This window comes from Actinomadura roseirufa, from assembly GCF_900659635.1.
GTDB classification, from domain to species: Bacteria; Actinomycetota; Actinomycetes; order Streptosporangiales; family Streptosporangiaceae; genus Spirillospora; species Spirillospora roseirufa.
The window spans coordinates 35,153-59,149 of sequence record NZ_CAACVB010000014.1 but is presented as its reverse complement, the minus strand read 5'-3'; the positions used below and the strand labels follow the sequence as shown (position 1 = coordinate 59,149).

The 23,997-nt window shown below is 72.1% G+C and carries 20 protein-coding genes; 9 read left to right on the top strand and 11 right to left on the bottom strand.

What is annotated here, in order from left to right; genetic code table 11:
- Positions 1 to 231: 231 nt before the first annotated feature.
- Together E1291_RS05235 and E1291_RS05230 are read right to left on the bottom strand one after the other, a co-directional pair.
- A complete protein-coding gene (locus tag E1291_RS05235; RefSeq protein WP_207400566.1) occupies positions 232 to 678 on the bottom strand; it encodes a MarR family winged helix-turn-helix transcriptional regulator in 447 nt (148 codons plus the stop codon).
- Positions 679 to 960: 282 nt separating this feature from the next.
- Positions 961 to 2,553 carry an acyl-CoA synthetase gene (locus E1291_RS05230; protein WP_131736423.1) on the bottom strand — a complete coding sequence of 531 codons (1,593 nt, stop codon included), beginning with the start codon at positions 2,551 to 2,553 and terminating at the stop codon, positions 961 to 963.
- 221 nt (positions 2,554 to 2,774) lie between these two features.
- Between E1291_RS05230 and E1291_RS05225 the strand changes: the two genes are divergently transcribed.
- Positions 2,775 to 3,203 carry a hypothetical protein gene (locus E1291_RS05225; RefSeq protein WP_131736422.1) on the top strand — a complete coding sequence of 143 codons (429 nt, stop codon included), beginning with the start codon at positions 2,775 to 2,777 and terminating at the stop codon, positions 3,201 to 3,203.
- A gap of 160 nt (positions 3,204 to 3,363) precedes the next feature.
- On the opposite strand, the gene E1291_RS05220 is transcribed toward E1291_RS05225, so the two are convergent.
- From E1291_RS05220 to E1291_RS05190, 7 genes are all read right to left on the bottom strand, one after another.
- Entirely contained in the window at positions 3,364 to 4,884 is a 1,521-nt protein-coding gene (locus E1291_RS05220) for a hypothetical protein (protein WP_131736421.1), read from the bottom strand.
- 110 nt (positions 4,885 to 4,994) lie between these two features.
- Positions 4,995 to 5,801, bottom strand: a complete 807-nt coding sequence (locus E1291_RS05215; protein WP_131736419.1) for an EI24 domain-containing protein — start codon at positions 5,799 to 5,801, stop codon at positions 4,995 to 4,997.
- A gap of 9 nt (positions 5,802 to 5,810) precedes the next feature.
- Positions 5,811 to 6,680, bottom strand: a complete 870-nt coding sequence (locus tag E1291_RS05210) for an SDR family NAD(P)-dependent oxidoreductase (protein WP_131736417.1) — start codon at positions 6,678 to 6,680, stop codon at positions 5,811 to 5,813.
- 91 nt (positions 6,681 to 6,771) lie between these two features.
- Positions 6,772 to 9,030 carry a hypothetical protein gene (locus E1291_RS05205; RefSeq protein ID WP_131736415.1) on the bottom strand — a complete coding sequence of 753 codons (2,259 nt, stop codon included), beginning with the start codon at positions 9,028 to 9,030 and terminating at the stop codon, positions 6,772 to 6,774.
- Positions 9,027 to 9,791 carry a hypothetical protein gene (locus E1291_RS05200; protein ID WP_131736413.1) on the bottom strand — a complete coding sequence of 255 codons (765 nt, stop codon included), beginning with the start codon at positions 9,789 to 9,791 and terminating at the stop codon, positions 9,027 to 9,029. The genes E1291_RS05205 and E1291_RS05200 overlap by 4 nt, the downstream gene beginning before the upstream one ends.
- Before the next feature lie 168 nt (positions 9,792 to 9,959).
- On the bottom strand, positions 9,960 to 12,761 hold the full coding sequence (locus E1291_RS05195) for an AfsR/SARP family transcriptional regulator (RefSeq protein ID WP_165494969.1): 2,802 nt from the start codon (positions 12,759 to 12,761) through the stop codon (positions 9,960 to 9,962).
- A 735-nt stretch (positions 12,762 to 13,496) separates the two neighbouring features.
- Entirely contained in the window at positions 13,497 to 14,603 is a 1,107-nt protein-coding gene (locus E1291_RS05190) for an NAD(P)/FAD-dependent oxidoreductase (protein ID WP_131736409.1), read from the bottom strand.
- A gap of 189 nt (positions 14,604 to 14,792) precedes the next feature.
- Here E1291_RS05190 and E1291_RS05185 point away from each other — a divergent pair, with 189 nt between their 5' ends.
- The 6 genes from E1291_RS05185 to E1291_RS05160 all read left to right on the top strand — a co-directional run bounded on the left by E1291_RS05185 (position 14,793) and on the right by E1291_RS05160 (position 19,131).
- Complete coding sequence (locus E1291_RS05185) at positions 14,793 to 15,128, top strand: ArsR/SmtB family transcription factor (protein ID WP_131736407.1); 336 nt, start codon at positions 14,793 to 14,795, stop codon at positions 15,126 to 15,128.
- Positions 15,125 to 15,649, top strand: a complete 525-nt coding sequence (locus tag E1291_RS05180) for an SRPBCC family protein (RefSeq protein WP_131736405.1) — start codon at positions 15,125 to 15,127, stop codon at positions 15,647 to 15,649. Before E1291_RS05185 ends, E1291_RS05180 begins: the two co-directional genes overlap by 4 nt.
- Positions 15,646 to 16,080 carry a VOC family protein gene (locus E1291_RS05175; protein WP_131736403.1) on the top strand — a complete coding sequence of 145 codons (435 nt, stop codon included), beginning with the start codon at positions 15,646 to 15,648 and terminating at the stop codon, positions 16,078 to 16,080. The genes E1291_RS05180 and E1291_RS05175 overlap by 4 nt, the downstream gene beginning before the upstream one ends.
- A gap of 464 nt (positions 16,081 to 16,544) precedes the next feature.
- Positions 16,545 to 16,835, top strand: coding sequence for a hypothetical protein (locus E1291_RS05170; RefSeq protein ID WP_131736402.1), 291 nt, complete (start codon positions 16,545 to 16,547; stop codon positions 16,833 to 16,835).
- Between the two features lie 192 nt (positions 16,836 to 17,027).
- The gene (locus tag E1291_RS05165; RefSeq protein ID WP_131736400.1) at positions 17,028 to 17,630 is read left to right on the top strand and encodes a carbonic anhydrase; all 603 of its coding nucleotides are present in this window, start codon (positions 17,028 to 17,030) and stop codon (positions 17,628 to 17,630) included.
- 10 nt (positions 17,631 to 17,640) lie between these two features.
- Positions 17,641 to 19,131, top strand: coding sequence for a SulP family inorganic anion transporter (locus tag E1291_RS05160; RefSeq protein ID WP_131736399.1), 1,491 nt, complete (start codon positions 17,641 to 17,643; stop codon positions 19,129 to 19,131).
- 73 nt (positions 19,132 to 19,204) lie between these two features.
- Here E1291_RS05160 and E1291_RS05155 read toward each other — a convergent pair whose 3' ends face one another.
- Both E1291_RS05155 and E1291_RS05150 read right to left on the bottom strand, forming a co-directional pair.
- Entirely contained in the window at positions 19,205 to 20,710 is a 1,506-nt protein-coding gene (locus tag E1291_RS05155; RefSeq protein WP_131736397.1) for an amidohydrolase family protein, read from the bottom strand.
- Positions 20,711 to 20,784: 74 nt separating this feature from the next.
- A complete protein-coding gene (locus E1291_RS05150) occupies positions 20,785 to 21,501 on the bottom strand; it encodes a GntR family transcriptional regulator (protein ID WP_131736395.1) in 717 nt (238 codons plus the stop codon).
- 77 nt (positions 21,502 to 21,578) lie between these two features.
- Here E1291_RS05150 and E1291_RS05145 point away from each other — a divergent pair, with 77 nt between their 5' ends.
- Both E1291_RS05145 and E1291_RS05140 read left to right on the top strand, forming a co-directional pair.
- Positions 21,579 to 22,502, top strand: a complete 924-nt coding sequence (locus E1291_RS05145) for a VOC family protein (protein WP_131736393.1) — start codon at positions 21,579 to 21,581, stop codon at positions 22,500 to 22,502.
- 189 nt (positions 22,503 to 22,691) lie between these two features.
- A complete protein-coding gene (locus tag E1291_RS05140) occupies positions 22,692 to 23,966 on the top strand; it encodes a helix-turn-helix domain-containing protein (RefSeq protein ID WP_242613957.1) in 1,275 nt (424 codons plus the stop codon).
- Positions 23,967 to 23,997 lie beyond the last annotated feature (31 nt).

Here is a 23,997-nt window from a genome sequence, read left to right as displayed (position 1 = left end):
CCGAAATCACTGCCTTTGACCGGTGTGACCTGCGCCAGAGCGGTCAGAGATCCTGTGGCACCGGCGAATCGGAGGCCGGTGCCCTCGGCGTGCGCCGTTTCCCGCGCCTCGCCCGCCCGGCAGGGGCGGCGGTCGCGAACGGGTTCGGCGCGGCGTCCGGGCACGAGACTCCGGGGGCGGCCGCCGCGGCCGGGGGGACCGCCGCGGCCGTCTCCGGACGTGCCGGGAGGGTCAGGGGAGGTTCCGCACCTCGTCGATGACCGACGGCATCGCCTCGTTGTTGAACCGGATCCACTCCAGCAGGAAGGCGACCTGCTCGTCGCTGTACCCGGCGAGCCGCTCGTGGAAGGTGCGGCCGATCGACTCGAAGTAGCGCCCGAAGCGGGCGGCGTTCTCCTCGACCAGCTCGACGATCACGCGGCGGCGGTCGTCGGGGTCGCGGGTGCGCTTGACGTAGCCGGCCTTCTCCAGCCGGTCGATGACGGCGGTGATCGCGCCGCCGGTGGTGATGCCCATGAGCTGGGCGAGCTGGCCGGGGGTCTGGGGACCGTCCAGCCACAGCGCGTTCACGCACTGCGCGTCGGTGACGTTCATGCCCGCCTTGCTCGCGGTGGCATGGTGAAGCAGCACCGTGAACATGGTGCTGCGCTGCATCGCCGTCTGCAGCTCTCCCACCATCCGATCGCGCTCCAAGCTCGACACGCCCTGACTTCCCTTCTTTTCTCTCACGGCGAGAAGCTCATTTCAAGAGCGACTCTCCAAATGAGATTCTAGTGGTCGTCCCCGCCGGGGTGAAGACGACGGGCAGCCTTGATCCAACTCGCCACCGGACAGCCCTATCATGGATTTTGTTAGGACCGCTAAACAGGCGGTCCGCGCCTGGGCCCCGGATCCCACGAAGGTCTGGGGCCGCTCTGTCGCACGGCGGCCCCGGGGCGGCCGTCGCCGGCCCGGCCCGGCTCAGATGGCCGTGTCGCGGTCCTTCCAGTACGGGTCCCGCAGCCGGCGCTTCAGCAGCTTGCCGTTGGGCTCGCGCGGAATCGCCGCGACGAAGTCGATCGAGCGCGGCCACTTCATCTTCGCCAGCCGCCCCTCCAGCGACGCGAGGATCTCCGCCGCCAGCGCCGGCCCCGGCGCCACGCCCGGCGTGGGCTCCACGACGGCCTTGATCTGCTCGCCCCACTCCTCGTCGGGGATGCCGAACACCGCCACGTCGGCGACCTTCGGATGGAGCGTGATCTCGTTCTCGATCTCGGCCGGGTAGATGTTCGCGCCACCCGAGATGATCATGTCGGCCCGGCGGTCGGACAGGAACAGGAACCCGTCCTCGGTGAGGTGACCGACGTCCCCGACGGTGAAGAAGGCGCCCGGCCCCGGGGTGCGGCCGGCCACGCCCGCCCCCAGGCGGGCCCGCTCGGTCTTCGTCCGGTCGCCCTTGTACTCGAACTCGCCCCGGGCCATCCGCATGTAGATCGTGCCGTCCGTCCCCGCCGGGACGGGCTCGCCGTCGTCGTCCACGATCAGCAGCTCGCTGACCGGCCAGGCGCGGCCGACCGTCCCCGGGTGGGCCCGCCAGTCCCGCGGGCTCGCGATCGTCCCGCCGCCCTCGGTGGCCGCGTAGTACTCCCAGACGCAGTCGCCCCACCAGTCGAGCATCATCTGCTTGATCGGAACGGGGCAGGGCGCCGCCGCGTGGAGCGCCCACCGCATCGAGGAGACGTCGTACCGCTCCCGGACCTCCTCCGGCAGGCGGAGCAGCCGCTTGAACTGCGTCGGCACCATGTGCGTGCTCGTGACGCGGTGCTCCTCGATCAGCCGGAGGCACGTCTCGGCGTCCCACCCGTCCATGTGGACGAGGGTGTGGCCCATGTGCAGCGCCGACCCGCCGAACTGGGTGACGGCCGTGTGGTAGTTCGGCGAGGTGACCAGGTGCGCGTGCGGCGCGCCGCCGGCCGGCCGTCCCGGCGTGATCCCGAACATCTCCGGCAGGAACGTCAGCAGCTCGGCGTGGTCGTCGGGGTCGATCCCCGCGAGCGGGCGCCGGACGCCCTTCGGCCGGCCCGTCGTCCCGGACGTGTAGTGCATGGTCGCGCCGTTGGTCCGGCCGTCCGGCGGCCCGTCCGGGTGCCCCTCCACGAGCTCGGCGTAGGGCCGGAACCCCTCGACCTCACCGAACGCGAACCGCCGGTCCGGCGCGATCTCCCCCGCCGCCCGCGCCCCTTCCGCCGCGTACCGCTCGTGGACGAAGAACGCCCCGGCCCCGCTGTCGGCGACGATGTACCCGATCTCCGGGCCGGTCAGGTGCCAGTTGACCGGCGTGTAGTACCAGCCCGCCTGGAGCGCGGCCAGGTACAGAACGAGCCCGTCCACGCCGTTCGGGACGAGCCCGCAGAGGCCGTCGCCCTCCCGCAGCCCGAGCGCCCGCAGCCCGTGGACGAGCCGGTTCGACCGGCCGAGCAGCTCGCCCGCCGTGTACCGCGTCCCGTCCGGATCGACCGCCGCGACCCACTCCGGATCGCGCCGCGCCAGCCGCCAGAAGCCCAGGGACCCCATCGGGCCTCCCTACGTGATCATGGTGAGCCGCGTCACATCCCGTCGCCCGCGGTCAAAGTAGAACACGGAAACGCCGCGTCGTCCCGGACCCCGCGAAGCCGGGCCGGATCCACAGCGAAGTGCACTAAAACGCCCTATCGGACCACCCGAAATAGGGACCGCGTTTGCGGATCCCGTCCCGTGGCACTGCTGGACCGACAGCGAGCTATGGGAGGAATGTCGTGGCCTTTCCCCTTGGACGCACTGGACGCAAGGAGCGCGGGACCCGGGCCGGACGGCGTCCCTGGCAAGGACGGCAGCTCTGGACGCGCAGGAAGACGCCCGGCGACGCCGGGACCGGGGCCGCCGCCGAGCGGAGACCGCGGCGGTGGCGGCGCTCACACCACAACCCCGTCAGCGCGATCGTCCTGGCCGCCGGCTTGGCCGCGGTGGCGATTCTCGCCCTCGGCATGCTGCTGACCTGGGCGGACGCCAACCCCGGCAACGGCGCGGTGGACGCGACGCTCGACGCCGGCCGCTGGCTGGCGACCCCGTTCCACGACGTCTTCACCCGCTCCGATCCCAAGGAGCAGCTCTACATCAACTGGACCATCACGGCCGTCGTCTACTACGCCCTCGCGAAGGTCGCCTCCTGGATGCTGCGTTTCTAGAAGCCCGGCCCCAGAGCTCGCCTGGCGGCTCACCCTTGACCGTTCTCGTGCGAGCGCGAATCGCTTCGCGATCTTCCCGGCGGGGCTCGCCTCCGGCGTCGCCCCGCCGGTCAGGGCGCGCGCTCGCGTGACGGCCGAGGACCGGGTTCGGCCTTCGTCCTTATTCCACGACCTTCAGGCCGGAGAGGAATTGGCCTAGGTCCGGCCACAGCTTCTTGTTCGAGTTGGGCAGCGACGCGAACACCACGGCGGGCACGGGGCGGCCCGTGTCGATCACCGCGGTCGCGACGATCTCGCCGGTGGCCTTCACGCCGTCGCGGTCGTAGGTGAGGTAGGAGGCGACCAGCCAGCCCCGGTGCCCGTCCACGGTGAGCGCCTGGGAGGCCAGCGGCGCCGTGCGGTGCGGGAACGTGTAGTACTGCGTCTCGAAGCCCTTCGCGGCCAGCCCGCTGACCGCCTTGACGTTCTCGGGCCCCTGGTAGGCGCCGCGCAGGTTCGGTGCCAGCGCGCCGGTGAGGAGCTGGCCGTACCAGAGCCGCCCGCCGTGTCGCTCGGTCACCGTGATCTGCCGCCCGGACCAGCCCGCGGTGCCCGGCCCGCTCTTCTTGCCGGGCACCTGCCACGGCGCGGCGAGCCGCGGCCAGACCAGCCCGGAGCGCGCGTCGGCCACCCGGCCCACCGTCTTGCTCGGGGTACCGGGGAACTTCCGCAGCAGCTTGTCCGGCGGCATGGTGATCTTCGGCTTCCTCGGCTTCGCCGGGGGCGCGGCGCGGCCGCCCTTCCCGCCCGACGACGCCGGGGTCTTGCCGTTCTTCGCGCCCTTGTCCTCGCCCCGGCCCTTCATGAGGTAGACGCCCCCGGCCGCGACCAGCGCGGCCACGAGCAGCCCCACCCCGCCGATCAGCACCAGCCGGCCCCGGCCACCGCCGAAGTCCTCGTCGTACTCGTCGCCACCGGTGCGCGGAGGCGCCGGCGAGCCGCCGAGCTTGGCGTCGGCCGCCGCCTCGTCGGCCATCCAGTCGGGCATCTGCCAGTTGCCGCTGCTGGGCTTGCCCGGCCTGGCCGGGAGGTCCGAGCCGGTCGGGACGGCGGGCTCGTAGCGCGCGTCGCCGTCGCCCTCGTCGAACAGCGACCCCTCCCAGTGGGGCGACTCCTCCACCGGCGCGACCTTGACGTCCTCGGCGTCGGCGCCCGCCGGGGGCGCGGGCGGCGGGACGGCGGGCCCGGCCGGCGCGACGGGCTCGGACAGCGGCCCGCCGGACAGCGGCTCCCCGTAGGGCGGCTCCCGGTACGCCTGCTCACCGTAGGACGGCTCACCGTAGGAGGGCCCGAAACCCTGAGCGTCGAACCCCTGGGGTTCGAAGAGCGGCGATCCGGACGCGGGAGCTTCGAACGCGGGGGCCTCCGGCGCCGGAGGCGCGGGGGGTGTTTCGGCCACGGGACGGGGCGCGGGGTTCTCGACCTTGCCCCACACGTCGTGCGGAACCGGCGGCGCGGGGGGACTCGGCTCCGGCGCGGCCATCGGCACGCGGGACGCCGGTACCTCCGGCACCTTCGCCTCGGAGAAGGCCACGGGCGGGACGTCCATCTCCGGCCCGCCCTGCGGCTCGTCCCGGTCGCGCCCGGTATCGCCCTCGCTCATTTCGGTCCAGCGCGCAACGCGCTCCCCCTGATCGGACATGCGGCACACGTTACGCGAAGATCATCATTTCCGTCCGGGTCGGTAATCACACTCCGGACACAGGTTCTTATCGCCTTTCTCTCAGATCGGTGATGACCGGAAACACCGCCTCAGTGCCCGGCGACGGGCACGGCGTCCGGGCGCTCGCCGTCCGCGAGCCGCTCGCGCGCCAGCAGCGTGCCGCCCGCCACGGCCCCCGGCATGGCGAGGACGGCGCCGAGCGGGATGAGGAAGACGACGAAGACGGCGGCGCCGAACCCGACGGCGAGCGGCCGGTTCCGGCGCAGCAGCGCGAACCGCTCCCTCCTGCGCAGCCCGCGCCGCTCCAGCGCGACGGAGGTCAGCTCCCCGGTGAGGAAATAGCCCGACACGCACGCCGCGACGACCGGCACGACCGTCTGCCCGACCACCGGCAGGAAGCCGCAGGCGAAGAACACCACCGCGAACAGCAGCGCGACCACGCCGAGGATCAGCGCGTCCTTGACCGCCCGCCCGAGCTGGACGAGCAGCGGCACGTCCGGGTCGGGCGGCGCGCCGCCCTGCGAGTCCTCCACCCGGACCGCGATCGCCTCATAGAAGGGGTCGCCGACCAGCAGCGTCACCGCGGTGAACGTGATGACCGCGAGGAACAGCGCCGCGCCGAAGACCGCGATCCCGGCGACCGTCCGCGCGGTGGTGCGCGCCGCGTCCGGCCAGCCGTCGGCGAAGGGCGTCACCCAGGAGGACACGCCGTCCAGGTCGTAGGCGAGCGCGACGAGCGCCGCCGCGTACACCGCCAGGACGATGAGGGCGGGGATGAGGCCGAACAGCCACTGCGCGGGGTGCTGGGCCGCCCACCCGAGACCGCGCAGCAGGTAGCCGACGCCGTTGAAAAGGTCCTTGACGGCCGGGGGCCGGGGGGCACGCGCATCGCTCACGTGCCAAAACTATCGGGCCGCGAGCCCCACGAGACGGGCCGAACGCTCCCAGACCGCCCGGCCGAGCTCCGGGTCCTTCAGGGCACCGACCGTCGGCAGCAGCCCCGCCCCGGGCGTCGAGCTATAGAAGCCGCCGGTGCGCCCTTCGAACTCCGCCGCCGTGGCGAGCCGTATCGCCATCCGCGCCCCCTGCGCGGGGGTGCGCAGGACGGGCGTCCGCGACAGGATCGCCCCGGCCCGCTCGCCGCCCGGCACGTCCCGGGCGAGGCCCGTCGCGACGACACCGGGACACAGCGCGTTCGCGGTGACCCCGCTGCCCTCCATGCGCCTGGCCAGCTCCAGCGTGAACAGGATGTTCAGCAGCTTGGACCGCGCGTACACGCGCACCGACCCGGCCGCCCGGTAGGTGCCGGGCTCGGCCATCCGCTCCACGTCGAGCCGGTCCGCGCCGCGGTGCGCCTCGGACGCCACGACCACCACCCGCGACGGCGCGGCCTTCTCCAGCCGGCCGAGCAGCAGGTTCGTGAGCAGGAACGGCCCCAGATGATTGGTGGCGATCATGCGGTCGTGGCCGTCGGCGCTGACCTTGGCGCGCAGCATGTGCACGCCCGCGTTGTTGACGAGGACGTCCAGCCGGTCGAACCGCTCGGTCAGGGACGCCGCGACGCGCCGCACGTCCAGCTGTACCGACAGGTCGGCGATGAACGTCTCGATCCGCGCGCCCGGCACGTCGCGCTCCAGCTCCGCCACGGCCGTGCGGGCGCGCATCTCGCTCCGGCAGACGATCCCCACCAGGAAACCGGCGTCCGCCAGCCCGCGGGCGACCTCTTTCCCGATGCCCGACGTCGCCCCGGTCACGATAGCGATCTTGGTCTGCATGCCCCCACCCCACCACCGCGCGGAAGGCGTGAGCAAGCGGTCCCGCGTCCGCGCGGGCGACGACCCGAGGACGGTCGCCCGCCCCCGGCGCTCACCGCGCTCCGCCCGCCAGGGAGCGGATCCGGACCCATGCCACCATGAGCAGCCGCTTCCACTCCGGATACAGCAGCCGGACCAGGACGTCCTCCCTGACGCCCCGCCGGTCGGCCGCCCGCGTCGCCCACAGCCGGACGCTCTCCAGCACGACCATCCGGCGGCCGAGGTCCTCGCCCGCCGCGTCGGCGAGCATCGACACGATCCGCTCCCGCAGCGCGGGCAGCCGCACGGCGGCGTCCAGCCACCGCCACAGCACCTCCTCGAACAGGGAGAAGCCGCCGGGTCCGTGCGCCTGCGCGCCGAGTGCCACGCGCCACGGCGGGACGCACGCCCTCGGGTCCACCGCGCCCGCGCCGGTGAGGACCACCGGCGCCCCGTCCGGGCCCGTCTCGGCGGCGAGGGCGAGGAAGATCGCCGTCGCCGTCCGCTCCCGGGGCGGCGGCTCGGCTGTCTCGCGCGGGGCACCGGTGGCCGTCCAGCCCAGCACCGCGCGCAGGACGTGCGGGCCGTATCCGGCGGCGGTCAGCGTCCGCGCGGCCGCCAGCACCAGCGCTTCCACCTGCTCGTCTCCCCGGTTCGCGAGCTGCGCCATCACGTCCAGCAGGCTCCGGAGCCGCTGCGGATCCGGCACCCGGTTCGGGGGCGCCGCGGAGCCGGCCGCTTCCCCGACGAGGTGAAACCTGTCCTCGTCGGGGTGCTCGAACGGGAGGGCGCGGTCGTGCTCGGCGAGCAGCACCCGCAGCCCGATGCGGGCCCGGTGGAACACGTCCCGCCGGGACGACAGGTTCGCCGCCGTCCGGCACCACGTGAGCGCGGTCCGGTAGACGGTCCCGGGGTGGACCTCGGCGAGCGCGAGCACCACCTCGAACACCTCGTCCTGAACCTGCTCGTCACCGTAGGTCCCGAGGTGCTTCAGCCGGGTCAGCGCGACCGACGCGTGCGTCTGCCCGAGCACCTGGCAGACCCGGGCGATGGTGAGCTTGAGCGTCTGCGCGGTCCGCCGCTCGGTGGACCACTCGTACAGCCGCCTGCGCACGCGCCCGCCGACCTGCGGATGCAGGCACGTGCGGGCCAGCGCCACATAGGACAGATCGGCCGCCTGGTACCGGACCGCCCATTCCGCGGCCATCCGCAAAATCTTGTCGACGGCGTCGTGCTCGGCGGCCAGGTCGGCGAACACCTCGACCAGCTTGTGCCGCAGCGCCGGCCTCAGCTCCACCACGTCGTCGGTGGGCAGGGCCGACAGCCACGACAGCAGGTCCAGGCGGGCCAGCGGGTACTCGTCCCACACGTGCCGCAGGACGGACGAGGCGTACCCGTGCCGCCGGAACACGATCAGCTCGTCGTCGCGGTCCGCGCCGAGGCGTTCGCTCAGCCCGGTGGACGGGCACCAGGCGAGCCCGCCGCCCTCGATCTTGATCTTGAGCTGGCGGGCCAGCGACAGCGCCGCCCCGTACACGCTCGTCTCGTCCGCGGGCGCGATCGTCGCCGCGGCGATCATCAGGGTCTGGTCGCGCAGCGCGCCGTTCGAGCCGAACCACGCGCGCAGGTGCTCGTCCCAGCCCCGGTAGGCCAGCTCCACCTCCCGCTCGTCGCCGCCCGCCAGGACGAGGTCGGCGAGGCGACGCGCGTCGCCGGGCGTCGCGCCCTTGAGCAGCTCCGCCGCGCGCGGCCAGCCCGCCCACCGGCTCCGGGCGAGGCCGCGGCGGGCGAGCCGGGCGCGGTAGACGAGGTCGGGCGGCGGCGGGTGCACCGCCAGTAACGGGAGGAACTCGGCGAACGGGCGCAGCTGCGCCACCGTCCCGACGACCAGCAGGAACCCGCCGGCCGCGCGGACCGCCTCCAGACACGCCCGCAGCCGCGAGGGCTCCTCGTCGCCCGCGCGGACGAGGTAGCCGCGGGCGCCGCCGACGGCGATCTCCTCGACGTCGTCCTCGTCGGTGGAGAACTGCCGGATCCCGAGGCCGGGGCGCAGCCGCCGGAGCGCCGCGACGGCCGTGGTGGTGGTGCCGGCGCCCGGCGGCCCGGCGAGACCGACCGCGTGGTGGCGGTCGAGGACGCCGAGGATCTCCTCGTGGTTGAGGGCGGGCACATAGCCCGCGACCCGGTCGTCGATCTCGTCCTGCGACATGATCATCGAGGGCCGGCCGCGGACGAACTGGAGCTGGGTCTGCACCAGGTCGCCGGAGACGACGTTGCCGAACGCGTTCTGGGTGCCGTCGCCCTCGACGTGGACGTCGTCGATCACCGTCATCGGCGCTCCTGGGTGAGGCCGCCGCCGATCTGGTTCCCGAACGCGACCTGTGCGTCCCGTCCGTTGATCGTGACCCCGCCGATCGACGGCCCTCCCGGCGCGGGCGGCGCGGGCGGCCGGGACGGCGTCCCACCGGACGGGCCGTCCCGCCCGTCCTCCGGGCCGGGTTCCCGCGACGGCGTCGGCACGTACAGGTGGGCGAGCCGCTCGAACCGCTTGACCTTGACCGCGACCTCGGTGAACTGGCTCTCGCGCAGCCCGGTGCGGCCGCCCGCGACATAGTTCCCGAACAGCTCCGCCGACAGCAGCGCCGCCACGAAGGTGACCTCCGGGTCGCTGCCGCGCAGCGCCGCCCGCAGCGGCTCGGCGTCCAGGAGCCGGTTGACGTCGACGGTGGCGGTGGAGATGCCCGGCGCGCCGGGGCGCTCGTCGTCCACCAGCCCGACGTGCAGCGCCACGCGCAGCCGCAGCCGCATCCCGCGCGCCCGCAGCCCGGGGGCGGCCGCGGCCAGCTCCTCCTGAAGCCGCCGCGGGAACGGCTCGACCAGGCGCGGCACCGCTTCGAGCGGCAGGACGGCGAGGATCCCGTCGCCCGTGCTCTCCAGGAAACGGACGGCCCTCCAGGTGTCGCCGAGCCCGCTCGCCTCGAACGCGGCGCCGAGCGCCCGCCGGATCTCCCGGTGCAGATGGGGCAGCTTCACGTCGCTGTGGGCACTGAAATCCTCGGCGTCGACGACGAGCAGCGCCCGGAAGGTCTCCATGGTGGTCTCTCCTGCGGATGGTGGTTTCCGTCAACCCTGCAGAAGGCCGCCGGAGGCGTGTGTCTGAAATCCGACATGGCCGTGTCCCGAATCGGCCAGCGCCCAGGCCCGGGAAACCGGCACCGGCCCGGCGGCGCCGCGGTACACCGACGAGGTGCCGTGCCGCGGCTAAGCCCCGGCCATTCGCGCGCGGACCTTGGCCGCCTGCGGGTTGCCGAGTTCCTCGAAGAGGGCGAGGGCCTGCTCCCACAGCCGCCGCGCGGACTCGCGGTCGCCGGTGTCGTCCTTCAGCTCGCCCAGGATGAACAGGGCGAACGCCTCGCCGTTGCGGTTGCCCATCTCCCGGGCGGTGACCAGCGCGCGGTGGGAGTAGTCGGCGGACTCGTCGAGGCGGCCGAGGCCGTGGTAGGTCTGGCCGAGCATCCACAGCGTCCGGCCGCGGCCCCAGTGGTCGCCGACGCTCTCGAACAGGGCCAGGGCCCGCGTGCAGTGCTCGACGGCCTCGTCGTAGCGGCGGATCTTCTCGAAGATCTCCCCGAGCTGGTAGAGCACCCACGCCTCGCCCCACCGGTCGTCGATGGAGTCGTAGATCTCCTGCGCGGCGCGGCAGTCGTCGATGGCCATGCCGAACTGCCCGAGGTTGCGGTGGGCGACGCTGCGCAGCGTGCGCGCCCCCGCCTCGATCCAGCGCTCCCCGATGCGACGGGCGATCGTGATGGCCTTCTCGAACCGGTCGAAGGCCTCGTCGACGCGGTGGACGTCGCGGTAGGCGTTGCCGAGGCTGGCCAGCAGGTGACATTCGGCGAAGGCGTCGTCGGCCTGCCGGGCGGCGGCGAGCCCGAGGTCGTGCGTGGTGATCCAGTCGGTCCACCGGCTGCGCACGTTGAAGTAGCTCCACAGCGTGTAGGGGAGCTTCCAGGCGATGTCGTGCCAGCCGATCTGCGCGGCGTGCCGGATCGCCGCCACCATGTTGATCCGCTCGGCCTCGCACCATTCCAGCGAGTCGGCCAGCGAACCCGGCTCGGACAGCCGCAGCTCGGGCCGCGGCGGGTCGAGCGGGACGCGCTGGCGCCCCGGCATGATGACCCGGTCGACGAGGTCGGTGGTGTACAGGTACCACTCCAGGACGCGGCGGACGGCGGCGTCCCGTTCCGCGGCCGGCTCGTCGGCGTGCGCGACGTCGCGGGCGTACACCCGCAGGAGGTCGTGCAGCTGGTAGCGCTCCCGCGCGGTCTCCTGCACCAGGTGGACGTCGGTCAGGGTGTCCAGCAGCCCGCGGACCTGCTGGCGCTCCAGCCCGGTGAGCGCGGCGACGGCCGACAGGCAGATGTCGGGGCCGGGATGCAGGCCCAGCAGGCGGAAGACGCGCGCCGCGTCCGCGGGCAGCGCCCGGTACGACCAGGAGAACGCGGCCCGCACGGCCGTGCTCTCGTCATCGGGGGCGGCGAGCAGGTCCAGCCGGTCGCGCTCGTCGGCGAGCTCGCGGGTCAGGTCGGCGAGCGTGAGGTGGGCGTGCACCGCGGCGCGCTCGGCGGCAAGCCGCAGCGCCAGCGGCAGGTTCGTGCACAGCCGCCGCAGTTCCTCGGCGGCCTCGGGCTCGGCGTCGATCCGGGCGGAGCCGAGGACCTCGCGCAGCAGGTCCATCGCCTCGGCCGAGGACAGCAGGTCGATGGGCAGCCGGTAGGCGCCGGTGCTGGCCACCAGCCCGGACAGGCTGCTGCGGCTCGTCACCACGACCAGGCAGTCGCCGGAGCCCGGCAGCAGCCACCGGACCTGCGCGGACGAGGCGGCGTTGTCCAGGACGATCAGCATCCGCCGCCGGTCGAGCTGGGAGCGGAACATCGCGGCGCGGTCCTCCAGCCGCGACGGGATCGACTCGGGCGGGACCTGCAGCGTGCGCAGGAACCCGTCGAGGACCTCGTCGGGCGGGGCCGGGACGCCGGACGGGTCGTAGCCGCGCAGGTCCACGAACAGGGCGCCGTCCGGGAATTGCTCGCGGATCCGGTAGGCCCAGTGCACGGCCAGTGCCGTCTTGCCCACCCCGGCCATCCCCGACATCGACGCGATCACGACGGTGCCGGGGTGGGTGCCGACCTCCGGGAGGAGGCCGCCGAGCCGGGCGAGCTCGTCGGCGCGGCCGCTGAAGCCGGACACGTCCAGCGGCAGGTGCTGCGGCGCCGACCAGGCCCGCACTCCGCCGGCGGCGGACGACCCGGGCACCGGGAGACCGCCGGTCGCCGCGGCGCGCACCGGCGCGTACAGCGACGGGTCGTTGGCGAGGATCGCCTGTTCCAGGTGGCGCAGCCGCGGACCGGGCTCGATGCCCAGCTCCTCGTCGAGCACCTGCCGGGTGTCCCGGTAGACCTGGAGCGCGTCGGCCTGGCGGCCCGAGCGGCACAGGGCCAGCATCAGCCCGGCGCGGAACTGCTCGCGGAAGGGGTGCTCGGCGGTCAGCACGCGCAGTTCGGGCACTAGCTCGTCGTGACGGCCGAGGTCGAGGTCGGTGGAGATGCGCTCCTCGATGGCGGCGAGGCGGAGCTCGTCCAGCCGGACCGCCTCCTCGCGCAGCGGGGCGCACTCGCCCAGCCCCTCGTAGGCGGAGCCGCGCCAGAGCCCGAGCGCCTCGCGCAGGGTCGTGTTGGCGGTGAGGACGTCGGCGCTCTCGGTGGACTTGCGGGCCTGCTCGACGAGGTCCACGAACCGGTGGGCGTCCAGCTCGCCGGGGTTCACGGTCAGCGCGTAGCCGGGGGCGATGCGCGCGATCCGGTCGTCGGTGCCGAGGGCCTGGCGCAGGAGGTGGACGTACATCCGCAGGTTCGCCAGCGCGGACCGGGGCGGCCGCTCGCCCCACAGCGCGTCCACGAGGGAGCTGTTGGAGACCGGTTTGTTCGCCTGCCGGAGCAGGATCGCGAGAAGTACCCGCCACTTCAACGGCGTCAGTTCGATGGCCTGCTCGCCATCACTGGCCACGAGTGGTCCGAGAACGCCGAACCGCATGACGATGCCCTCGCCTGCTATTCCGGGGCCCGGGTCATGCACGCGTTCAGGTTCTCAAAGCCCGGGTGAACCCCGATGTCAACAGTGACTCCGGTGGAAGGACAGAGATCCATGGGGCCATCAAGTTGAGGATCAGACAACCAATGCCACTCGCAGTGTACCAAGCTCGAAGGGACCGCTGAAGACGCTCGCGCGCCCCGTCTTGGCGGCCGTCCTGAGATCATGGCGATAAGCCCCTTCCGGCATCCGGAAAGCGGCCGCTCGATGCGGACATCGGCGCAGGTAGCGGCAATGTACGGCGAATGTACGGCCAATGTGCGGGCGCTCCCTAGCGTGTTCACCGTACCAATGCCGCCGAGTGACGAGGACTCGCCGGCTCGGGAGCCAGGCACGCGATGGCTCATCGTGGACGGCGCGGACGGTGCCCCCAGGCACCACGGGGGCCCGCGCCGCACACGCCCGGGCCGGGCGCACGCGGAGATCCGCGTGCTCGACCGTGGTGGCGGCGTTGCGGGGCGACGCCACGACGCGTGTCGCCTGCCATCCGTTCGCGGATGGCAGGCGATCGCCCCGCACTCGGCATCACCTGCCCGCACCCGCCCTTGTCACCGGCACCGCTTTCACCCTCGCCACCGCTTTACCTCGGCACCGCCTTTGCCACGGATGGCCGCCCGCCCAGCGCCATCCACCATTAGAACGGTCCCATTCTCAGAACCGCTCGAAACGGAAGGGAGCGAGCGCGTCGTCCCGGTCCTCGCCGAGCACTTCGGCGGCGACTAGATCACCGGCGTGCAGACACAACGTCGCACCGCTGTGCGAGACCGCGAAATGGAAGCCGGATAGACCGGCGACCCGCCCGAGCACTGGCAGCCCATCACCCGGAATGGGCCGCTCGCCCACTCGGACGCTCTCCACTTCCACATCCCGGATGCCCGGGTAGAGGGCACGGCCCGCCTCGACCACCTTCTCGACCGCCGGCTCGTCGACGGTGACCTCTCCGGCGTCGGAGACCCGCACGGCCGCGTCGACCTCGGGGGTGTGCAGCAGCAACCGTCCCGCGCCGTCCGGGCGCAGGTGGACGCGCGGCGCGTGGACGACGTGCGACACCGACACCGCCGCCGGCGAGGTGTAGACGAGCACGCCGCGGGTGTTGCGCATCGGCAGGTCGAGCCCGGCGAGCCGGGCGATCTCGGCGGCCCTCGGCCCCGCGCAGTTCACGACCGCGTCCGCGGCGATGCCGCGCCCCGAGGCGAGCCGGACGCCGCGCACCCCGTCCGCGCCCGTCTCGACCGCGGTCACGGCGTCGTTCCGCACCACCTCGGCGCCGCCGGACGTCGCGCGGGCCAGCAGATGCCCGACCAGCGGGACCGGCTCGACCCAGCCCTCGCGCGGAAAGTAGGCGATCTCGTCGGGGAGCCCGGTGGGATCGAGGTCCGGTTCGAGGGCCGGGACGTCCGCGCGGCCGAGCAGGCGCGCCTCGTAGCCGTACTCCAGCACCCTGGCGACCTTCGCGCGCAGCTCCGCGCGGCCGGCCTCGCCGTCGGCCCATTCGAGGTTGCCGCCCTCGTGGTACCAGCCGCCCCCGGGCGCATCGTCCGCCAGCCTGCGGTGGGCCTCCATGCCGGCGACGTTCAGGTCGTGGTAGGCGCGCGGCTGCTTGCCGCAGGAGTTCGTCCAGGAGAAGGTCGCGCCGGACGTGCCTCCGGCGGGCGCCCCGGCGTCCACGACCACGACCCGGGCGCCCCGCCGCGTCAGCGACTCGCTCACCGCCGCGCCGTAGACGCCCGCTCCGACGACCACCACGTTCCCGACCATGCGGATCACCCGGTCCCCCGGCCACCGGCCGCCGCGTATGAGCGGCCGTCTCCAGCCCATCGTGAATCGAGGAACCCGTCCTGCAAAGCACCGGGCGCCGGCCGGACCGTTCACCCGGCCCGCCGCTTGACAGGCGAGCGTCCGCCCGAATACAAAACCATCTGGTTATAGAACCGGAAGGTTGATCTCGTGGACACCAGCACCCTGGACGCGACGTTCGCCGCGCTGGCCGACCCCACCCGGCGGGCGATCCTCGCCCGGCTGACCGAGGGCGAGGCGACGGTCGGCGAGCTGGCCGCGCCGTTCGCCATGAGCCAGCCGGGCGTGTCCAAGCACCTGCGCGTGCTGGAGCGCGCCGGCCTGGTCTCGCGCGGCCGTGACGCGCAGCGCCGGCCGTGCCGGCTGGAGGCCCGCCCGCTCCGGGACGCCCTCGACTGGCTCGCCGACTTCCGCGAGTACTGGGAGGAGAGCTACCGGCGGCTCGACGACCTGCTCGCGCGGCTCGACGAGCGGGACGGCTCATGACGGCGCGGCCGCCGCCCGGCGCGGGCCTGGTGGTCGCGGCGCCGTCCGACACCGAGATCGTCCTCGCCCGGACCTTCGCCGCGTCCCGCCGCACGGTGTTCGACGCGTTCACCCGGCCGGACCTGCTGCGGCAGTGGCACGGCGCCCGCGGCTGGCACCTCGTCGTCTGCGAGATCGACCTGCGTCCGGGCGGCGCCTGGCGTTTCGTCTCCCGCGGCCCGGGCGGCGCGGAGCTGGGCCACGGGGGCGCCTACATCGAGGTCGATGCCCCCGCCAGGCTGGTGCAGAGCGAGATCTACGACGGCTGGGACGAGGGCGAGGCGCGGGTCACCACGGTCTTCGACGAGCGGGACGGCCGCACGGCGGTGACCACCACGGTGCGCTACCCCACCCGCGAGATCCGCGACGGCATGCTCCGCAGCCCCATGCGACGCGGCCTGGGCGAGGCTTTCGACCGGCTCGACTCCCTGCTCCACCACCACGTCCGATCGACCGCGCCCTGGAAAGGACACCGCCCATGACCGAGCCCGACCACGCCTCCGCCACCGAGAAGGGCCCAGTGCTGCCCGTGCGCCCCGGAGCGTTCCTGCTCGAACTCGTGCCGCTGCCCGTCGCCGACATCGACCGGGCCAAGGCGTTCTACACCGGCCTCGGGTTCCACGCCGACGTGGACGTGCGTCCCGCGGACGGCGTCCGGGTCGTCCAGCTCACCCCGCCCGGCTCGGCCTGCTCGATCACGCTGACCGAGGGCCTCGCGGGCCTGGACATGCCGGCGGGCGCGCTGCGCGGCCTGCACCTTGTCGTCGCCGACATCGAGCGGGCCCGGAGGGACCTCATCGAGCGCGGCGCGGACGTGGCCCCCGTGGAGGACCACGGGGGCGTCCTCTACGCCTGGTTCACCGACCCCGACGGCAACACCTGGACTCTCCAGCACATGCCCTGGCGCGCCTGACTCCCCCACCCGTCAGAGCGGCGCATCCAGTTCCGCCACCGCGCCGGAACGCCGTGCGTCCGGCTCACGACACGCGTGATCTGGGCGTACGGACCCGGCGCACTCCGACAACCAGCCTTTACCTGCATGACTCACATACTTGTCCCTCTCGTCGCGAGAATTGAATAATTCTCATGTGATCTCCAAACGACGGTCACCCCGAAGGCGGGCGCCGCTTCCGGGTGAGCGGACGGTCACAAGTTCGTTCCGCCACCTCCCGCCGATTCCATGTAGTCTGGTGAATCGAGCGTCACGAGCAGCCAGGGGAACCGCGCGAGACGGGACGGAGGCCACCGAGAGTGGTTCGGCACAGGTCATTCCAGAGTGCTGTCGCTCTTTGTGTCGCCACAATATGTGGTTGTCTGTACCTGTTGTCCGGCACCTGTCTGCAGCCGATGAAATCCGGTCAATCCGCGGCGCCGGCCATGGCACTGGCGCTCGCGGAGAATCCCCGGAAGGTCGACGCCGCCCCCTCCGACGACGACTGCGGTCAGGAGCACGCCGGGCGGAGGGCCCCTGAGCACCTCGCCATCAGGCTGACCAGCAGGGTTTCTGGCTCTCATCTGGTCAGGACGCCCGACGCCTCCTCGTCCTCCGCCCTGCGGCGCGCCGTGGGGGCCAGTACCCTGCCACGCCGATTCCGCGGTTTCCTGGACGCCTTCGGTGGACCGGCCGCGGGGCAGGTCCGCGCGCTTTTGCAGGTCTTCCGCTGCTGAGATTCAACCTCTGATATCCGACATTCTTCTCGGATGACACCCTGCCCCGAGAAAGGGCAGCGGCATTATCGGACGTTCGACGAATCCGTCGACGCGCATGCGCTCTGACCGAGCGCGTCCGATCCCTTCACAGCCGACTCCGTCCCTGATTCCCGCCGATGAATCGGCGGTTCTTCGAGGTGTGTGTTCCGCATGCGTACTTTCATTGACCACGCGCGCTCGTTCCGCGAGCACGCCACCCGGCGCGGCGAGGATTTCCGCGAACTGGCCGCGGGACAGTCGCCGCTGGCGCTGTTCATCAGCTGCTCGGACTCGCGGGTGATCCCGTCGCTGTTCACCGGGGCCCGTCCGGGCGAGCTGTTCGAGCTGCGCACGGCGGGGAACATCGTGCCCCCGTACCGCCTGGACCGTCCCGCCGGTGAGGTCGCCACCATCGAGTTCGCCGTCGAGGTGCTCGGCGTCGCCGACATCGTCGTCTGCGGTCACTCTCACTGCGGCGCCGTCGGCGCGCTGCTCGGCGCCGGTGACCTGCGCGCCGCGCCCGCCGTCCGCGGATGGCTGGCCGAGGTCGGCGGCGAGCCGCCGGCGACCGTCCGCGCGCAGGCGGCCGGCGCGGACCACGCCGAGGCGGCGCAGAGCCATGCGCTCGCGCAGCTGGAGCGGCTGCGCGGCTACCCCGGCGTGCGGCGGCGCGTCGACGACGGCCAGATCACCCTGCACGCCTGGTACTACGAGGTCCACACTGGATCAGTCCTCGTGCACCGGCCGGGCACCGACGCCTTCCTTCCCCTTTAGTGAGGATCTGATGCTCCCCACAAACTTGCGGTCGCCCCGAGTCTGGCGGGGCGAGATATCCGCCTCACTGGTGGTCTTCCTCGTCGCGTTGCCCCTGTGCGCGGGAGTGGCCGTCGCCTCCGGGGTCCCCGCCGGGCTCGGACTGGTCACCGGCATCGTCGGCGGGCTCGTCGTCGGGCTGCTCCCCGGCAGCAGCCTGCAGGTCAGCGGCCCGGCCGCCGGACTGACCGTCCTGGTCTACGAGGCCGTCCAGGAGTACGGCCTCAGCGTCCTCGGCGCGCTGGTCCTGGCGGCGGGCCTCGTTCAGATCCTGCTCGGCGCGCTGCGGATGGGCCGCTGGTTCCGGGCGATCTCGGTCGCGGTCGTCGAGGGCATGCTCGCGGGCATCGGCCTCACCATCATCGCCGGGCAGCTCTACGCGATGGCCGGCGCGAAGGCCCCCGGATCGGGCGTCGCCAAGCTCACCGGCCTTCCGGACCTGCTCCTGGACAGCGCCGGATCGTCCACCGCGCTGTCCGCCCTCGGCATCGGCGTCGCGACGATCGCGGTCCTGGTCGGCTGGCCGCGCATGCCCCGCCGGGTCCGCACGCTCCCGGCGCCGCTCGCGGCCGTCGCGGTCGCGACGATCGCGTCGGCCCTGCTGGACCTGCCGGTCGCCAAGCTCCGCGTCGAGGGGCTCCTCGGCTCGATCCAGCCGCCGCACGGCGCGGATCTGGCCCGCCTCACCGAGGTCGGCGTGGTGGGCACCGTCGTGGCGTTCGCGCTCATCTCGTCCGCCGAGAGCCTGTTCAGCGCCGCCGCCGTGGACCGCATGCACGACGGCCCGCGCACCGACTACGACAAGGAGCTCATGGCCCAGGGCATCGGCAACACTGTGTGCGGCGCCTTGGGCGCGCTGCCGATGACCGCGGTGATCGTGCGGAGCTCCGCCAACGTCCAGGCGGGTGCGCGGACGAAGGCGTCCCGCGTCCTGCACGGCGTCTGGCTGCTGCTGTTCGCCGCGCTGTTCCCGGCCGTCCTGAAGGTCATCCCGCTCGCGGCCCTCGCGGGCGTGCTCGTCTTCGCCGGCTGGAAGCTCGTCCCCCTCGCCCAGCTCCGCCCGCTGTGGCGCGAGCACCGGGGCGAGGCGGTCATCCTGGCCGCCACCGCGGTGGCGGTGGTGGCGCTCAACCTGTTCGAGGGGGTCCTGCTCGGCCTGCTGCTGGCCGTGGTCAAGTCCGCCTGGGACACCTCGCACCTCCACATCGAGGTCCACGGCGCGGACGAGGACGCCGTCCCCGATGACCCGATCCGCGTCACGCTCGCGGGCAACGCCACCTTCCTGCGCCTCCCGCAGATCATCGACACCCTGGACGCCCTGCCCCGGCACCGGCCCCTCGAACTGGACCTCGCCGGGGTCCGGCACCTGGACCACGCCTGCCGCACGGCCCTGACCAGCTGGGTCGACCGTCACAACCAGGCGATCCCCACCCTGCTCCCAGTAGGAGCCACCGCCCCCTGACCACCCTGCAAGGCACGAACACCGGTCCGCTCGGCAGGCTTGCGCCGTCGGGCGGACCGGTGCCGGGGAACTCCTAGGCGAACAGGTTCTGTCGCACGCCCGCCGCGTGGAACAGGTGGTCGCGCGAGTCCTCCAGTTCGTGACGCAGGCGGCCGAGGTCCGCGTCGAGCAGGTGCCCCTTCCATTTGCGGATCCTGCCCGCGACGATCACCGTCTCGACGTTCGTCCGGTCCATGAGCGTCACGACGGCCCCCGGGACGTTGTTCAGGGGGGTCACGTTGGGCGCCGTGGCATCGAGCAGGACGATGTCGGCCTCCTTGCCCGGGGTGAGGGAGCCGGTCCTCCCGTCCAGCCGGAGGTGCTCGGCACCGTTGACGGTGGCATAGCGGAGCACGTCGCGGGCGGTGAGCAGCGGCGGAGTGCCAACAGCGGGCGTCGGCCAGTCCTCGGGGAACGTGGTGCCGCCCTGCGCGAGGACCCTCTGGTTGACGAGCATGCGCTGCATTGTCATCGCTGAGCGCATGAGGGTGAAGGCGTCGGGGGCCATGGTGGTCTCGACATCGGAGCTGAGGGACGGCTCCATGCCGAGTTCCTGCAGCTTGAGAAGGGGCGGCGTGCCGTGGCGCATGGCCATCTCGATCGGGACGGCGACCGAGACCCGCACCCCGGCGTCGCGAGCCCGCCGCCAGGTGAGGTCGGACATCTCGGTCATGTGGATGAACAGCACGTCAGGACCGAAACCGATGTCGTTGGTCGTCCCGCCGGTGCCGCGGGCGATGTCGTCGATGATCGGCTGTAGCCCCGCCCCCGGCACGGCGTGCGCGGCGATCTGCAGGTCCAGTTCGCGGGCGATGTTCCAGGAGCGGGTGTAGACGTCCTCACCGTGGTACAGCTCGCCGCCCATGACCATGGTCACCAGCTGGTCGTCCGACGAGAACCACTGTTTCCGGACGCGGTAGGCGTCCTGTGGGTAGCGGGCCTCGTCACGGCCGTCGCCTTCGAAGTAGCCGAACGCGGAGCGGCGCCCGGTGTCGAGGAGCGCCTGGACGGCCGCGTCGGTGTGCTCAGGAGAGTGGTGGATCTGGGAGACGTCGAGCACGGAGGTGACACCGGCGTCGAGCTGGGCGAGCCCCCCGAACAGGGAGCCGAGGTACACGTCCCGCGGACGATAGGCGGGAGCGAACCGCTGCAAGATGTACTCATAGTACGAAGGGTCCGCGCTCGGTGAGCCGGAGCCGTCGTTGAACAGCAGGCCGTTGGGAAGGAAAGAGCGCAGCGCGGTCTCGAACAGGTGGTGGTGCGTGTCCACGAAGCCGGGCATGACGATGCGTCCGCGCGCGTCGATCACGTCCGCGCCGGACGCCTCGACGCGGAGCCCGACCGCGACGATCTTCTTGCCCTCCACCAGGACATCGGCGGCCTCGAAGTCGCCCACACCGGGGTCCATCGACATGACGGCCCCGCCCCGGATGACGTAGCGGCGTCCAGGACGACCGCTGTCGCTCGGGGCCTCGGCATCAGTGAAAACGACCGGAGCGGCGTTCTCCCGCGGCTCGCCTTCGTTGTGCTGTGCGGACATGTGAAACCTCCGTCATAAAGTGGGGAGTTCTGCGGAAACACGGCCGTGGTGCGCGGCCTTCTCAAGGGTCGGGTTCATGGGGTAGCCGTACGGGCGGCGGACTCGGCACCGCTGTTGGGGAGGCCGAACTCGGTGAGGATCCGCCGGGTCCGGGTCACGTGCTCCTCGAACCGCCGGGCCGCCAGGTCGGCGTCACGCGCCAGAGCGGCGTCGAGCAGCCCCTTGTGCTCCGCGGCGACGTCGCGTCGCACCTCGCGGGTCCCGGCGGCGGACCAGGCCCGGTACAACTCGGCGGTATCGGACAGCCGCGAGCAGATGTCCAGCAGGACGGAGTTGCCGCACGCCTTGATCAGGACGTGGTGGAACTCGATGTGCGCGCGAGCCCATTCCCCATTGCGCGGCGGCGGGTCGCCGTCCAGGAAAAGCGGCTGACCGGCCAGCCGGTGGTGTGCCGCCAGGACCTCCGACTCCCAGGCGACGTCCCCGCGCTCCACCGACAGTCTCAGCGCCGCGCCCTCATTGATGACCCGGGCCTCGGTGAGGTCGGCGAGGACCTCCGGCGACAGCGGGGTGACCCGGAAGCCGCGGTTGCGCTCGATGCGCACGAGGCCCTTGGCGGCCAGGAGTCCGAGCGCCTCCCGGACGACGCTCAGGCTGACCCCGTACCGGCCGCTGAGCTCCGCGGGCCGGAGCCGCTCCCCCGGGACGAGTTCACCGGTGTCGAGAATCGCCGACCGCAGCCGCGCGTACACGGCCACGGCCAGGCTCTCACCGCCCTCACGCTTCACCATGGGACGAAAGTAACATACTCTTGAGGTAAGAATCGATTCTCTTAGGGAGAGTCGTCACTCTCAGGAGGAGGCCAGCGATGGGCCTGCACCGCCTCACCGGAGTCACCATCGGGGTGCCCAACGTCGAGGAGACCGCCGCCTACTACACGGACTTCGGGCTCACGCCCACCGCTGGGAGCGGCTTCTCCACGGTGGACGGAGGCGAGCAACTGCGGATCCGACACAGTCGCCGACGTCGGCTGCTGAGCCTGGGCGTCGGCGTGGACGACCCCGACGACCTCGCCCGGATCACGTCGTCGCTGAGCCGCCTCGGCGTCGGCAACCGCCGCGACGGCGACACCCTCCACACCGCGGATCCGGTCACCGGAGTGGACGTCGTCGTGTCGGTGACGGCCCGGATACACCAGGAGCCCACACCCACTCCCCCTTACAACGGCCCCGGCGTACTGTCCCGGCCCAACGTGAGGGCGCCGGGCATCGAAAGGACGGATCGCGTCCGTCCTCGAAAGCTCGGTCATGTGGTCTTCGGTTCCGCCGACCAGGCCGCGACACAGCGGTTCTTCACCGAGGGGCTCGGGTTCAAGGTCAGCGACGAGGCGCCCGGCCTCGCGTCCTTCATGCGCTGCTCCACCGATCACCACAACGTGCTCGTCCAGCAGGCCCCGGTCACCTTCCTGCACCACACGTCCTGGGAGGTCGACGACGTGGACGAGGTCGGCCGCGGAGCGACCGCGATGCTGGAAGACCACCCGGAGCGGCACACCTGGGGTCTGGGCCGGCACCACATCGGGTCGAACTTCTTCTGGTACCTGCGCGACCCGGCCGGCAACTACTCCGAGTACTACTCCGACCTGGACTGCATCCTGGACGACCAGATCTGGGAGCCGAGAGTCGTGGCCGGGGAGAAGAGCCTCTACGCCTGGGGACCCCCGCCCCCGCCCTCCTTCCTCGCACCCGAGGACCTCGCCGAACTGATGACCGGCTCCCACGACGAAGCCTGACAAGGAAAATCGAACCATTCGCCATAACCGGACATCCTTCCGGCCGACCGGATCATCCCATGCTTTGCCTTCGTCAAAAGCCTGCATGACCCGCGAAAGAACGTCCACAATGGCCAAAGGGCGGCGACGTGCCACACCACAGTCGAGGACGGCACGGGACAACTTCGAACAAATCGGGATGATCTAATGATGACCTTCGGCGAGAAGCTCCGCGAACTCCTGACCGAACAGAAGATCAGCCAGCGCCAGATGGCCGACCTCGTCCCCTGCGACGACGGATACGTATCGCGCGTCGCACGAGGGCTGCTGAGACCGTCGGAGAAGATGGCGGCCCGGTTCGACGAGATCCTCAACGCGAATGGATCACTGGCGGCCCTCAGACCTCCCTCCCCATCCGGCAAACCGGGCGGTACCGTGGATCAGAGTCCAACTCCCGACCAGAGGGACGACGACGTGAAACGACGCGCCGCGCTACAGATCGTCACCGCCTTAGCCGCCGGAACCGCCATCCCGCCACGCGCTCTGGAAACCGTTCTTTCCGGAATCGACGACGCTCTGGGAAATCCCCTCGACCTCGACGAATGGGAAGCCGTCGTCCACGAGCACGGACAACTCCTCACCGCCCGTCACGCCGGAGCGTTGATCAATCCGCTCACCGCCGATCTCGTCGCGGTCGGCGACCTTCTCAAGCGCCACCGCAACGACTCCGCCCATCTCGGGCTCCTTCGCGTCAGCGCCGGTCTCTCCAGCCTGCTGGCCATCGACCTCGGCGACGTCGGTGAGCAGCGGGGCGCGCGCCTCTCATGGGCGACCGCGCGCCGCGCTGCCGACGCCTCCGGAGACCGGGACCTGCGGGTCTGGGTACGCGGAAGGGAAGCCGCCGAAGGCCAGTGGTCGGGACGGCCCGACACTCTCGTCAATCGTCTGGCCGCCGAGGCCGTGGCGATCGCCGAGAACAGGCCCAGCCCCGGACTCGCCTCAGCACTCGGCGCCCAGGCGTACGCGTCCGCGAAGCGATCCGACCACGCCGGTGCCCGCACGGCATTGTCCAGCAGGGCCAAGGCCATCGAGAGTCAGCGTCTCAGGACATCGGGCTTGTCGTCACCCCAATTGCTAGGGCCGACCTCTCTTCATTGGCGCGAGGCGCACGTGCTCATCGCGCTCGGCGACACACGGGCCGCCACGGGTGCGCTGGATCAGGCTCGGGCCCTTCACTCGACCACGATGTCGGGCCCGGTCAGCACACTGGAAATGCTCCGGGCGTTCAGCCTCGTGAAGTCGCGTGAATTCGCCGCCGGACTTGAACACGCCGTCACCACGATCGAAGCCTGGCCTCTCAGCGCCTCGCGACGTCACCTGGTCGGCGAGATCCTCGGTTCTCTCCCCGACAAAGCCCGCACGCTTCCAGCCGCCCAGGAGTTGCGCACCCTGACCGCCGCCCGACCCCGCCCCGCACTCATCTAGCTTCGGCGAGCCCACCTGCCGCCACACCCGG

Bases quoted from the DNA above. Each gene is read 5' to 3' on its own strand.
- E1291_RS05235 (WP_207400566.1), bottom strand. From the start codon at position 678: ATGGTGGGAGAGCTGCAGACGGCGATGCAGCGCAGCACCATGTTCACG.
- E1291_RS05230 (WP_131736423.1), bottom strand. From the start codon at position 2,553: ATGGGGTCCCTGGGCTTCTGGCGGCTGGCGCGGCGCGATCCGGAGTGG.
- E1291_RS05220 (WP_131736421.1), bottom strand. From the start codon at position 4,884: ATGTCCGATCAGGGGGAGCGCGTTGCGCGCTGGACCGAAATGAGCGAG.
- E1291_RS05210 (WP_131736417.1), bottom strand. From the start codon at position 6,680: ATGCAGACCAAGATCGCTATCGTGACCGGGGCGACGTCGGGCATCGGG.
- E1291_RS05205 (WP_131736415.1), bottom strand. From the start codon at position 9,030: ATGACGGTGATCGACGACGTCCACGTCGAGGGCGACGGCACCCAGAAC.
- E1291_RS05200 (WP_131736413.1), bottom strand. From the start codon at position 9,791: ATGGAGACCTTCCGGGCGCTGCTCGTCGTCGACGCCGAGGATTTCAGT.
- E1291_RS05190 (WP_131736409.1), bottom strand. From the start codon at position 14,603: ATGGTCGGGAACGTGGTGGTCGTCGGAGCGGGCGTCTACGGCGCGGCG.
- E1291_RS05180 (WP_131736405.1), top strand. From the start codon at position 15,125: ATGACGGCGCGGCCGCCGCCCGGCGCGGGCCTGGTGGTCGCGGCGCCG.
- E1291_RS05175 (WP_131736403.1), top strand. From the start codon at position 15,646: ATGACCGAGCCCGACCACGCCTCCGCCACCGAGAAGGGCCCAGTGCTG.
- E1291_RS05170 (WP_131736402.1), top strand. From the start codon at position 16,545: ATGGCACTGGCGCTCGCGGAGAATCCCCGGAAGGTCGACGCCGCCCCC.
- E1291_RS05165 (WP_131736400.1), top strand. From the start codon at position 17,028: ATGCGTACTTTCATTGACCACGCGCGCTCGTTCCGCGAGCACGCCACC.
- E1291_RS05160 (WP_131736399.1), top strand. From the start codon at position 17,641: ATGCTCCCCACAAACTTGCGGTCGCCCCGAGTCTGGCGGGGCGAGATA.
- E1291_RS05155 (WP_131736397.1), bottom strand. From the start codon at position 20,710: ATGTCCGCACAGCACAACGAAGGCGAGCCGCGGGAGAACGCCGCTCCG.
- E1291_RS05150 (WP_131736395.1), bottom strand. From the start codon at position 21,501: ATGGTGAAGCGTGAGGGCGGTGAGAGCCTGGCCGTGGCCGTGTACGCG.
- E1291_RS05145 (WP_131736393.1), top strand. From the start codon at position 21,579: ATGGGCCTGCACCGCCTCACCGGAGTCACCATCGGGGTGCCCAACGTC.
- E1291_RS05140 (WP_242613957.1), top strand. From the start codon at position 22,692: ATGACCTTCGGCGAGAAGCTCCGCGAACTCCTGACCGAACAGAAGATC.